Source organism: Nostoc sp., from assembly GCF_036917355.1.
Lineage (GTDB): Bacteria > Cyanobacteriota > Cyanobacteriia > Cyanobacteriales > Nostocaceae > Nostoc.
The window spans coordinates 86,976-99,710 of record NZ_JBALDP010000030.1; the positions used below are offsets into that span (position 1 = coordinate 86,976).

The 12,735-nt window shown below is 41.6% G+C and carries 9 protein-coding genes; 3 read left to right on the forward strand and 6 right to left on the reverse strand.

Features of this window, described 5'->3' with window-relative positions:
- Window positions 1-71 precede the first annotated feature (71 nt).
- The 3 genes from V7K53_RS08760 to V7K53_RS08770 all read left to right on the forward strand — a co-directional run bounded on the left by V7K53_RS08760 (window position 72) and on the right by V7K53_RS08770 (window position 4,862).
- The gene (locus tag V7K53_RS08760; protein WP_335197152.1) at window positions 72-1,679 is read left to right on the forward strand and encodes a DUF1565 domain-containing protein; all 1,608 of its coding nucleotides are present in this window, start codon (window positions 72-74) and stop codon (window positions 1,677-1,679) included.
- Window positions 1,680-2,191: 512 nt separating this feature from the next.
- On the forward strand, window positions 2,192-4,303 hold the full coding sequence (gene argZ, locus V7K53_RS08765; protein WP_335197153.1) for a bifunctional arginine dihydrolase/ornithine cyclodeaminase: 2,112 nt from the start codon (window positions 2,192-2,194) through the stop codon (window positions 4,301-4,303).
- A gap of 34 nt (window positions 4,304-4,337) precedes the next feature.
- Entirely contained in the window at window positions 4,338-4,862 is a 525-nt protein-coding gene (locus V7K53_RS08770) for a DUF2085 domain-containing protein (protein WP_335197154.1), read from the forward strand.
- A gap of 152 nt (window positions 4,863-5,014) precedes the next feature.
- On the opposite strand, the gene V7K53_RS08775 is transcribed toward V7K53_RS08770, so the two are convergent.
- The 6 genes from V7K53_RS08775 to devC all read right to left on the reverse strand — a co-directional run bounded on the left by V7K53_RS08775 (window position 5,015) and on the right by devC (window position 12,630).
- Window positions 5,015-6,292 carry a glycosyltransferase gene (locus V7K53_RS08775; protein WP_335197155.1) on the reverse strand — a complete coding sequence of 426 codons (1,278 nt, stop codon included), beginning with the start codon at window positions 6,290-6,292 and terminating at the stop codon, window positions 5,015-5,017.
- Between the two features lie 774 nt (window positions 6,293-7,066).
- Window positions 7,067-8,326: a glycosyltransferase gene (locus tag V7K53_RS08780; RefSeq protein ID WP_335197156.1), complete on the reverse strand. Its 1,260-nt coding sequence runs from the start codon at window positions 8,324-8,326 to the stop codon at window positions 7,067-7,069.
- 191 nt (window positions 8,327-8,517) lie between these two features.
- On the reverse strand, window positions 8,518-8,985 hold the full coding sequence (locus V7K53_RS08785; RefSeq protein ID WP_335197157.1) for a DUF2141 domain-containing protein: 468 nt from the start codon (window positions 8,983-8,985) through the stop codon (window positions 8,518-8,520).
- 78 nt (window positions 8,986-9,063) lie between these two features.
- Window positions 9,064-10,047: a glycosyltransferase family 2 protein gene (locus tag V7K53_RS08790; RefSeq protein ID WP_335197158.1), complete on the reverse strand. Its 984-nt coding sequence runs from the start codon at window positions 10,045-10,047 to the stop codon at window positions 9,064-9,066.
- Window positions 10,048-10,240: 193 nt separating this feature from the next.
- Window positions 10,241-11,245, reverse strand: coding sequence for an NAD-dependent epimerase/dehydratase family protein (locus tag V7K53_RS08795; RefSeq protein WP_335197159.1), 1,005 nt, complete (start codon window positions 11,243-11,245; stop codon window positions 10,241-10,243).
- Window positions 11,246-11,451: 206 nt separating this feature from the next.
- Window positions 11,452-12,630 carry an ABC transporter permease DevC gene (devC, locus tag V7K53_RS08800; protein WP_335197160.1) on the reverse strand — a complete coding sequence of 393 codons (1,179 nt, stop codon included), beginning with the start codon at window positions 12,628-12,630 and terminating at the stop codon, window positions 11,452-11,454.
- Window positions 12,631-12,735: the final 105 nt, after the last annotated feature.

The window sequence follows — 12,735 nt, forward strand, 5'->3', positions numbered from 1 at the left end:
TTAATGCATCGACCGCTACTCATTTTCATAGTTAGCGCTAGGATAGCTATGTATTTTATGAAAGTATAAATATGGCTCAAACTTTTTACGTAAATCCAGTGTCGGGCAGCAATACCAACCCAGGTACCCAACAAGCCCCCTTCAAAACAATTACGCAAGCCCTGAAGGTAGCTACTGTTGATACTAAGATTCAATTAGCAGATGGTAATTACAATGCGGCTAGCGGTGAAGTCTTTCCGTTAACGATTCCATCTGGCGTAACAGTGGTGGGTAATGAAGCCAATAAGGGCAATGGTATTTTAATTGAAGGAAGTGGTAGTTACCTGAGCCGTACTTTTGCTGGTCAGAATGTCACTTTTGTACTGCTGGATAAAGCTGAACTGCGTGGGGTTACTGTAACAAATTTAGCTAGTCGTGGTAGTGGTGTCTGGATTGAATCAACTGCCCCTACTGTTGCCAATAGCACCTTCATCAACAATAAGCGGGAGGGAGTATTTGCTACAGGCGATGCTAACCCAGTTGTTCTAGGTAATGTGTTCACTGAGAATGCAGCTAATGGAATTGCGATCGCTAAAAATTCTAAAGGTCAAATCGAAAATAACACCTACTTTAAAACAGGTTTTGGCATTGCCATTAGTGATACTGCATCACCCATCCTTCGAGATAACAGAATCTATGAAAACCGTTCTGGCATCGTCATCTCTGGTAGTGCCCGTCCCCTATTACGTAATAATGTCAGTGAAAATAATACTGATGATGGGATCACAGTAATTGGAACTGCTCTACCGGATATCGGCAGTATCAATAGTCCAGGGGGCAATACTCTACGCAATAACGGTAAATTTGATTTGCAAAATGTCAGTTCTAACAAGCTGATTTCTTTAGGAAATAAAATAGATGTGTCTAAAGTCGCCGGAAACATAGAGTTTGCAGATAGTTCGGTTCCAACACCCACGCCAACGCCAACGCCAACACCAACGCCAACGCCAACGCCAACGCCAACGCCAACACCAACGCCAACACCAACACCAACGCCAACACCAATTCCAACACCGACACCCACGCCAACGCCAACACCAACACCAACCCCAACACCTACTATTGAATTAACCGATATTGCAAATCATTGGGCAGGTGGGTTTATTCGAGAATTAGTCAAATTGGGGATAGTTAATGGTTTTCCCGATCGCACATTTAAACCCGATGCAACAATGACACGGGCACAATTCGCGGCAATACTGGTAAAAGCTTTCAACCCATCACCAAGCCGTGCAGCGATCAAATTCAAAGATGTACCAGCAGACTTCTGGGCAGCCAAGGTAATTCAGCAGGCATATCAAGGTTTATTTCTCTCTGGTTTTCCCGACAATACCTTTAGTCCCAACAAAAATATCCAACGCGTGCAAGTGATTGTCTCTTTAGTGAATGGACTGGGGTTATCTACTGATGGTACGGCAACTATCAAAGTTTTTGATGACCAAGCTAAGATTCCTGAATATGCCAAGGATGAGGTAGTAAAAGCTATAGACAAGGAAATTATTGTCAATTACCCAAACCTGAAACAACTCAATCCTACCCGCGATGCTACACGCGCTGAGGTAGCAGCGATAGTGTATCAAGCTTTGGTAGATGCTGGTCGTGTAGCAGCGATCAATTCGTCTTATATAGTGACTGCTTGAGGGAGGCAGGGGAGCAGGGGGGTAGGGGAGCAGGGGAGCAGGGGAGCAAATCATTATATAGGGCAATGAGTTCAGTTAAGTATTTCTTCCTTTTGTTCCTTTGCGTATTTCTCTATGAGAGCTAATGCGTAGCTTGCTTCTGCGTAGGAGTATGCATTCTTTGCGTTAGCCTACGGGAGTTTTGCGTCTGCGTTAAAAAAATTGACTTTGATAAAAAGTTAAGCTTTAATGCAAGCGTATTTAGCGATCGCTAGCAATATTTACTATTGACTGCTTTTAACGGTGTTTTCACCTGCCCCACTTTCTTGGAAACCAGATTAAATCAGGCTTTCTTAATTTTGAATTTTGAATTGGTATTATTACCATGTTCCAGTAATAGAATTGATAACGAAGGCTTGGTAAAGTCTTCGTTATCAAAAGATAGAAGCTTTAGTAGCAGATTTTACCTCTAAAAAAACAAAAATCTGTATTCAAAGTAAGCTTGTAGCATATAAAACGCTTGTAAGATTTTTATGACTTCCCGGATTCGCTTTTTAATGTGCCCTCCTGACCACTACGACGTGGACTATGTGATTAATCCTTGGATGGAAGGGAATATTCACAAGTCATCGCGCGATCGCGCCGTGGAACAGTGGCAGGGACTACATCAAATCCTTAAACAACACGCCATTGTAGATTTAGTACCACCTGAAAAAGGCTGGCCTGATTTGGTTTTTACCGCCAATGCTGGCTTAGTTCTGGGCAATAATGTCGTCCTCAGTCGCTTTTTGCACAAAGAACGTCAGGGAGAGGAGCCTTTCTTCAAACAATGGTTTGAGGCAAATGGTTATACAGTCAATGAACTTCCCAAAGATTTGCCCTTTGAGGGAGCAGGAGACGCACTACTAGATCGGGAAGGACGCTGGTTATGGGCGGGATACGGTTTCCGTTCGGAATTAGATTCTCACCCTTATCTAGCTAAATGGCTGGATATTGAGGTGCTATCCCTACGATTAATAGACGAACGTTTCTATCACCTGGATACCTGCTTTTGTCCTTTAACAAATGGCTATTTGCTTTACTATCCCGGTGCTTTTGATTCTTACTCCAACCGCTTAATTGAAATGCGAGTCGCACCAGAAAAGCGGATCGCAATTGAAGAAGCCGATGCACTTAACTTCGCTTGTAATACGGTGAATGTTGATAACATCGTCATTATGAACAAGGCGAGTGATGCTTTAAAAACCCGCCTTGCAGATGTAGGTTTCCAAGTGCTGGAAACACCTTTGACGGAATTTCTCAAAGCTGGTGGCGCGGCTAAATGCTTAACTCTGCGAGTGACAGAACCAGTTAGAGATGAAATTCATGCCAATGTCTCGGTAGAAAGCCGCGTCATTCGCATGGAAGGACATTTGCTAGATGCTGGCTTAATTAACCGCGCTTTGGATTTGATCATAGATGCCGGGGGAAGTTTCCAAGTCTTAAATTTCAACTTGGGAGAACAGCGACAAAGTACTTCAGCCGCAGAGGTGAAGGTATCAGCACCATCTCATGAGGTGATGGAAGAAATCATCTCAATGTTGATTGATTTGGGTGCAGTAGATTTACCCCATGATGAGCGAGATGCCAAGCTGGAGCCGGTAATCCAAGATGGTGTTGCGCCTGATGATTTCTACGTCAGTACCATTTATCCCACTGAAGTACGAATTAATGGTCAGTGGGTGAAGGTAGAAAATCAACGGATGGATGGCGCGATCGCCATTACTCAAACTCCCACAGGTTTAGTTGCTCGGTGTAAAATACTGCGCGATTTAGAAGTTGGCGAACAAGTAATTGTAGATGTGTTAGGTATCCGCACCATCCGCAAAACTGAATCGCGGGAAGTCCGCAGCACTCAAGAATTCAGCTTTATGTCGGCGGGAGTTTCCAGCGAACGGCGTGTGGAATTGGTCGTTGAACAAGTGGCTTGGGAATTGCGTAAAATCCGTGATGCTGGTGGTAAAGTAGTTGTCACGGCAGGCCCAGTGGTGATTCACACTGGTGGCGGCGAACACTTGGCGCAACTGGTTCGGGAAGGATATGTACAGGCGTTGCTGGGTGGGAATGCGATCGCAGTTCACGACATCGAGCAAAATATCATGGGCACTTCCTTGGGTGTGGACATGAAGCGGGGTGTCGCCGTCCGTGGTGGACACCGCCATCACCTGAAGGTAATTAATAGTATCCGCCGTTATGGCAGCATTCCCAAAGCTGTGGAGGCGGGAGCAATTAAAAGTGGTGTCATGTATGAATGTGTCCGCAATAATGTGCCTTTTGTGCTTGCGGGTTCGATTCGGGATGACGGGCCTTTGCCTGATACCGTAATGGATTTGATTCAAGCACAGGAGCAATATGCCAAACACTTAGAAGGTGCAGAGATGATTTTAATGCTGTCATCGATGCTGCACTCCATTGGCGTGGGGAATATGACCCCGGCAGGTGTGAAAATGGTATGTGTCGATATTAATCCAGCTGTAGTGACTAAGTTAAGCGATCGCGGTTCTGTAGAATCAGTGGGTGTAGTGACAGATGTGGGCTTATTCCTCAGTCTGTTGATTCAGCAGTTGGATAAGTTGACAAGTCCGTATGTAAATAAGGTAGGTTAAGAAAACGTAGACGCAAAGACGCAGACAAAGGGAAATGACAAGAGTAGCTTTCAGTGAAGAGTTGCAGATTAATTGGGTCAGTTTTATCGCTGATTTCTTGTTGGTAGGGATGGTTTTTGGCCCGCCTATCGCTCCCTTTTTGGCTGCGTCTGGAGTGTCTTTGCTTCCTGGAATTGCGGACATCATTTATTTCATGGGTAATCATGTGTGTCCGCAACCAGATATGGGGTTGGATTTAGCACCACCGTTTATTATGGCTGTGTGTATGCGCTGCTACGGCACTGTCACGGGTTTGCTAATTACTCGTCTGCTGTATGGCGTAACTGGTGGTAAAGGATTTTACTGGTTAAATCAGTATGGCTGGAGTGGTGTGGCTTTAGCAAGTGTGCTGATGATGGCTTATCCTTTGGAATTAGCAGCACAAGTTTTTGGTTTGTGGAATTTTAATAACTATCTGGTTACACCTTTTGGGTTAATTACAGGTTTGGCGTGGGGATTGTTTACTATGCCGATCTTGCATGGGTGGTATGGTGCTAAAACTAGCTTGACCAAATTGTAAGTTTTATCGCACAACTTAATAGAGTGGATTAATTTTTTTTGGAAGTCGATGCAATGGCATTGTCAGCCGGAACAATGGCATTGCACTAGGTTGCGTTTAAATAGCACTAATTAGCGATCGCTAATAATGTAAATACTAGCGATCGCTAATTGTTATCGTCTTATACTGGTTGTACCTACCTCAACCTTCTGCGCTCCTTCAATGATTTGGTAGAGTTTGTCTTCAAATTTTTCCATACATGCTGACCAATCAAAGTCAAGTATAGAGGGGCGAGCATGCCGAGTCATATCTGCTTTCAAGTCAGGATTTTCTAGAATCGTAATTACCTTTTGAGCGAAGTCTGTAGGGTTGTTAGGTTGGGCAAGAAAGCCGTTACGGCCAGGAAATACCTGCTCCGAAGTTGACGGTGCAACAACAGCAACCAGAGGAGTTCCAGACGCTAATGCTTCGTTATTTGTCGTGCAGAAGTTCTCGGTGACGGAGGGGTTCACAAAAACATCCGCTCTGGCAAACCAACCTAGAAGTTCTGTACCGTGAGACTCACCCCATACAGTAACACCCAATCCAAACTTTTTAGCACGTTCGCGGATCTCTTCATCTAGCGGGCCACTACCAACAATTACCAGATGGACATCAGGAATTTTGGCAGCTATGACTGGAAATATATCAAGCAGTTGGCTGACATTCTTTTCGGGGGTGATGCGTCCGACAAACAAAATAGTTGGTCGGTTATCGTTGGGAATTGGGTTGTAACAAATATTTCGCGGATGAAATTTTTCGCAATCGATGCCTTGATAAGCAACGTATTCAGCGCGTTGGCATTTCAATTCTTCGTATTTAGTCAGTTGTTCTTTAGAAGAGAAGTAATTGAAGTCATAAGACTCACTAAACTGCTTGACTAAAACGGGAATGATCGGACGAACCAAATTGAAGAATCGGTCTCCAAAGTAATATTTGATATACGCAACGATATCTGTATGGAAGAGTGATATTATTGGCGTGCCTGTTCGTTTTGCGTATTGAGTGCCGATAGGGCGACCATAACCTTGCAAGAAAAATGAGTACAAACCTCTCATTTGTGCTGCTTCTTCAACCACGATAATATCGGGCTTGAATTTCTCCAGCAACTTGGTATCACTCCAATGCCGATAGTTCAATGGTTGAGGAAGAGACTTATAGAATAGCAGCGGTTCTGTGGGGAATGCGTAAGCAGAGAAGTTGGGGAAAGACTGAATTTGCTCTAAACCTACCATAGGGCGATCGCCAACATTTTTGGGGTAGCGATCGTTGATTTGCGGATGGATTAGAAAAACCTCATGTCCCTGCTCTAGCAACCAACGAACTCGTTGGTGAACTGCCACAGAAACACCAGTTAAGAAAGGAGCGTACAACCCTGTAAACAGTGCAATGCGAAGTTTTTGCTTAGTCATAATAAAGGGGAATATTTCACAAAATTGCTGGTTTTTAACTTAGGATTTACGCAGCTTATGTTTCATGAACATCCTGATTATTTGGCTCAGAAATTCCCACTAATACAGTTAGACTAAGGATTTACGCATTGTCAAATAGTTGAAATTTTCGATTTTGAAGTGGATGTTTATAGTGCTTCTAGTTTGTGTGCAATAGAGTCCGAACTCTCTCCTTTTAGAAGAGATGCTTTGAGGCACTCCCCTGACAGCAACAAAGGTTTTCCGCTTTCCTATCTTCTTAGGCTACGGTATACACACAAGTTTGAAAAGGTGATTAAGCAGGGTTTTACCCCACCCTAACCCTCCCCTTATAAAGGGGAGGGAACTAGATAAATTTCCGGTCTCCCCCCTTTATAAGGGGGGATTAAGGGGGGTAAATTCAGGGTTTGGGCTTCATTACCAAGATGTGTGTACACCGTAGCTTCTTAAGAGAGAGTTAGAGAAAGGTAGGGAAAAGGTTGGAGATTAAGTAGACTCAATTGCAAACACGTATATAAACCTGGGTTAGAAACTATCAAAACATCCAAAAGGCTAAGTCAAAATTCCCCTTAATATATTTGTCTAAACCCTTGTAAAAAATGTAAATACGTTTTGATAATCAACAAGGAAAAACGTATATTTTTACAAAGGTTATAGCTAATATAGTTCTACTAAATATAAGATAATATAATTTGAAGACTAGGGAATGTTTAGTGTAATAACTTTCATGCCCTAGTTGATATTTAGCAATTTAATTCAAAGAGAAACCTTGCTATTAATCGGTTGATCCAACCATTGATAAGGGCGATATTCCACTAAGCGGACATTCCAAGGCCCTTGAACCCGATAGCTGACACCGCGCCAGGTAACTGTTGAAGTCCACAAGGATGATAGCATCGCTAACCCATAAACCCACTGTGTCAACGGAATCCCAATTAACATTTTAATGATTGTAGGAGCTGATAATTTGGCGATCGCCTGGTCATTAGAGCGAACCACTCGCTGTATTTCTAATTCCAACACCAGCATTATCAAGAGTAATCCGACAGTGTAAACTCCATAGCAGACTAACAACAGAGCCGCAGCTTCCCATTTTGCTTCTAACAGCGACTCTAGAACTAACACACTTAGTAGAGTCGGAAACAAAATGCTAGAAACAGCTTCACTCACAAGAGCCAACCAACGGGGATGATAGAGTCGAGAAAAAAGGATAAGGCGCTTGAGATAGTCTACTAAGTTGAATAAATCAGTCTCTTCACGATTGACTATTAGCAGCGAAGGCACAAACTTTACCTGAAAACCATGTTTTTTCAGGATGTCATGCATCATAAAATCTTCGCCTAAAGCTTGTCCCCATTTATCTAGGAGTTCTGTTTGGCGAAGCACTTCTGTTTTCACAGCCAAAGTTCCACCCCAAGGAATCTGGAAGATAAACATTTGCACTACTGTAGACACATTGCCGACGTACCGCACTAAAGAACCCCAATACCTGCCTGTTGGTACGTACCACCGATTGCCGGTTGTTGCGCCGACTTTCGCATCGCCTAGAGGACTGACTAATTCTCGCAGCCAATTTAAATGAACTATAGTATCAGCATCAACTAAAGCAACCACCTTGTAGGAGTCGTCCAACTCACGGATAGCTTGGATTAAAGAACTGCATTTGAGACTACAACTGTTGCGTACTATTCTCAAAGGGCTGATTTGAACGTTGGTTGCTTCTTGCTCAGTGATGGTTTCACTAGCGATTTTCCAAGCAGGATCTTCGTGACTATCAACGATTAATTTTAAATCATACTGTGGATAGTTTTGATTTAGGAGCGATCGCAAACATCTAGGCAAAAACGGATCGGCTCCGCGTAAGCAAAGAATTACTGCTGTTTTGGGTAACCGATCGTCTGGTAATAAGTTTTTTTTAGACGAGCGCAGATACCATATAAAGACAAGCGTAAAACACACCTGAATAACCAGCCAACCCATCAAAGACTTAGACAGAAATATTGCCAAATCTTCCATTAAATTTTTAGTCTCCGACAGAATAAGGGATTGGGCATAGGGAGGAGGCAGAGGGGCAGGTGGTCACTGAATCTCGACTTCGCTCGATTTCCGGGTAGTCGTTGGCGCAGCCTCTCCGACAGGAGAAGTGGGGAAGGGTGCAGAAGAGAGGAATTTTCCCCCTATTCCCTACTCCTCACTCCCTATTCCCTTTACGAATCAAGCGAATATTTCATGATGATGTTGACTGTCGTATTTTTGTTTACAGCAAAACTGGCATCACGAAACTTTGGTGTACCTGTTTGTATGGACACAGTTGGATTTTTGGAAATCCCAAAACCTTCTTTGGGAATACCGAAAAAGTCTTTATTGAGTTTGCGATCGCCATTTTGATCGTCAACCACAGCGACAGCATAAGTTCCAGGTTTCAAACCGGAGAATTCTTTTTTTACAGAAGTGCCATTAATCTTAGCGCAGCCACTTTGAGCTTCACTAGCACTACTCATTGGAAATCCTTTTTCATTTGCATAAACTCGGAAGCAAATCTCACCTTTTTTGTGATGTATTCCATTTACTACAACATTAAGTGTTGCAGTTGGCTCTGCGTTCACTGTTTTAGCAAAGCTGATGCTCACTAAAGTAGCAAGCAAAACATGAGATAGTTGAGATAGTTTCAGCATAATTTTATAGTCAGAATAGGTGATTTTGGAGTTGATATAAAGCTGCATTCGCCAGCTTTTATTTGTAAACTGGTTCTTTCAAAGAATGACTTGCTCTTCTTTAACGAATGCTGTTTTCCAACCTTTCCAAAGTACTTGCAGCACACTTAGCAAATCTTTCAGCAAAAGATATTCTGTCCCTTTTAACTGCTGTTGTAGACTTCTATGACAACATAGCCGCTCATTCAAACTCAGGGGACTACGCCATATAGAGAGTATATACTCCCAGATTATTCTCCAATGTGGGAATAAAATTTGTCCTTTCTTTGCTGAATCAAACCACACTGTATACCCATAAAAATCAGGCAGCATACTCAAGAATGATTTTTGATTTGTATTTGTTAACAACAAATAATTGGGAAAAAACATACTCATTGATTGTTGCGGATGACTTCTGAAGAAAAACAGGTATTCAGGGATTTCATAAAACCTACCAAGGATACCAAGTCTTAACAAAAGAATTCCATCTGCATTACCATAACCACCCATAGGTGGTATCTTTTTCAAAGCACTAGCGCGAATTACCCCGTAACATTGGTTGCATAAATGCTTAGTCAGTAATTCGTGAAAGCGCTCATGTGGTTTTAGTGCATCTGCCTTGACTTTGATATCGTAATTTTGGATAAAATTCCCCTGTTCATCAATGAAATATGCCTGGGAGTGACACAAGATTATAGTAGGATCTTGGTCAAGCACCTCAACACACTTCTTGATAAAATCTGGAGAATGTAGATCGTCACAGGCTGCCCATTTAAAATACTCACCCGATGACAGTTGCAAGACACGATTAAAGTTACCAGCACAACCGATATTCTTGTCATTCCGGTAGTAACGAATACGTTGGTCTTGCTCGACATAAGCTCTACAAATTTCTTCAGTTTTATCTGTAGATGCATTATCTGAAATAATTAGCTCAAAATCTTCAAAGGTCTGAGCCAAGAGTGAATCTATGGCTTCTTTGAGAAATTTTTCACCATTGTATACAGGTAATCCGATGCTCAATCTTGGCTGATTGCTACTCATAGAAAACAAGTATTCGGAAAATCTGTGGATTAGTTTACGCTTAATCGTAGTTAGGTAGATGCAACGTAAGAATTCAGAATTTAGTAGGTTGGCTTGAGGAACGAAACCCAACATTAGCAAGGTTTTTTTATATTTCAATGTCGCTCAATCCAAGCAACTATTCTAATTTTTATAACTCCCTACTCCCAAAAGACTATTTCATTAAGCTTTGAATATCTGTTTTTTGCAGCCATTCATGTGTTTGCTGCATACCTAACTCTAGGTCAACTGCTGGTTTGTAATTTAACAGATTTTGGGCTTTGGCAATGGAACAAGCGTAAGGACGAGTCATAAAATCTATGGACTCTGGTAAGATATCAACTTTTTTCCGAAAAAGTTTTTGTCCTTGAACGCGTAGCTTTAGAAACAACTTGATTTCATCTTTCGATAATGAAAGGGGTGCTTGTAAATCTTCCATTGCTGCTAAACGCATAAAATACTCTTTCCACGAAGTTTCTTGTCCATCGGTGATATTAAATATTTCACCGTAGATTTGTTTTTCTATCGCGAGAAAGATGCCATCAATCAGGTTATCTATGTATACGTGATTAATCACTCCTTTAGCATCATTAGCACAAGCAAATAATTTTTGACGCATCATCAGAATTGGTCTGACTATCCAGGGAATACTTCCTGGCCCGTAAACATCTCCGGCTCGAATAATAATGATGCCAAAATCTGGAGGATTATTCAGTTCTAAAACTGCTGTTTCGGCTTCTATTTTCGTTTGACAGTAGGGATTATTTTCGCCAGAAAGTGGCCCGGATTCTGTAACACCATCAGGATAATTGAAACCATAAACCATTACACTGGATAGATGCACAAATGTTTTGACACCAGCTTGTTTAGCAGCTTTAGCTATGTTGAGGCTACCACCAACATTCACATCACGAAAATGCTTAATTGCACCAGCTTCTTCGGCAATTTGCTCTGTATGTAAAACGACATCTACTCCCTGACAAGCCTTTTGAGCAATAGTAGAATCGGTAATACTACCAATAATTACCTCTACACCTAAATTCTGTAATTGTTTGTTCTGCTCTGTAGAACTTTGTAGTCCACGAACCTTCATCCCTTGCGCTATGGCTAGCTCGGCTGTACGCAAACCGACAAATTCATTAATCCCAGTAATTAGGAGAGTTTTGTCTTTGAGGTTCATAAAATCGTAATTATTGTTAAATAGGTGAAATTGAGTTATTAGATAAAAGACTTTAAGTAATACCAAATTTCAAGATTGGTAAATACTTTTAATCTAAAATCTAAAATTGTATAAGAAGAAAATTTCTGTGGAGAGGCTGCACTAATACTTAGCCATCAGTCTATCTCGCGGCAAAATAATTGAGTAATTTTGCTGCTAGGCATCAGCTAGAAAATATCTCCCGGATCTGCGGAGCGAAGTTTATTGATAGCAAGCGCTCCTGATGTTATACACATTAAGACTGTTGAAGTTAAGACGATCGCTGCATTATTAGTGGTCATAACTATTGGTAGTTTAGTTGCTTCTGCTGCAAAACTATATAACAAGACAGAAGTAAGAAATCCTGGGATATAACCTAAAATTGCCAAAATCAAAGCTTGCTGAAATACCACATTTAATAAATAGCTATTGGCATAACCGATGGCTTTTAAAGTGGCGTAAGCAACGAACTGTGTAGCAATATTGCTATAAAGAATTTGATAAACAATAACTACACCGACCACCGCAGCCATTGTCAACATCAAGTTAAGAATAAAACCAATGGGTGTTCTGACAGCCCAATATTTTTTTTCAAAATCAATGAAGCCTTGGCGGGTAAAAACTTGGACATCATTAGGCAAACTTGCTTGCAAATTTTTCAGTACTGTTTCTGCATTAGTACCAGGTTTGAGGGAAATCAAACCAATATCGATCATATCTGCCGGACGAGTATTGGGATTTATCCTTAAGAAAGTGGAGTCACTAACAAGTAAATTTCCGTCTACACCAAAGGAAGGGCCTAATGTGAATAAGCCACCAATTCTCACTCGATAACCAATTAATGAATTGAAGGGAAATATTTCAATTGTCTGTGCAGTCTCTCCTGCATTAAATTTTTCAGCTATTGGGCCAAACTCTGGTCGAGAACCCCGGTCAAAAAGCATGACATCGGGAGTTTTGAGTTTATCTAAATTTTTCTCAACTTCTGGGAGATTTATCACAGGTCTACCCGGATCGAAACCAATAACGTATATTGAATATTTCTCACCAGTTGCCGGATTTTTTAGTTTGGCAAATTGCAAATACATGGGGCTAACTGACTCTACGCCATCAAACCCCAAAGATTGATATAAACGAGTCCGCGAAAAACTTTGATTTGAGGTCAAAGATTTATATTGCGAACTAACTAAAAATAAATCTCCTTTGAGATTCTGATGGACTGCGGTTGCACTGGAATAGAGGGCATCTTGAAAACCAAGTTGCACAAACATTAGCAGCACAATAAAACCAATCCCGGCTACAGCTACTAATAAACGAACTTTTTGCTGGGCTAGCTGTAGCCATGCTAAAGGAATTTTGAAAATCATGGATTTATTTATTATTTGTCATTTGTCACTTGTACTGAGTTTCGACAACGCTTAACTACCGCGAAGCCGTTGGCGTAGCCTCTCGTAGAGAAGTATTTGTCATTT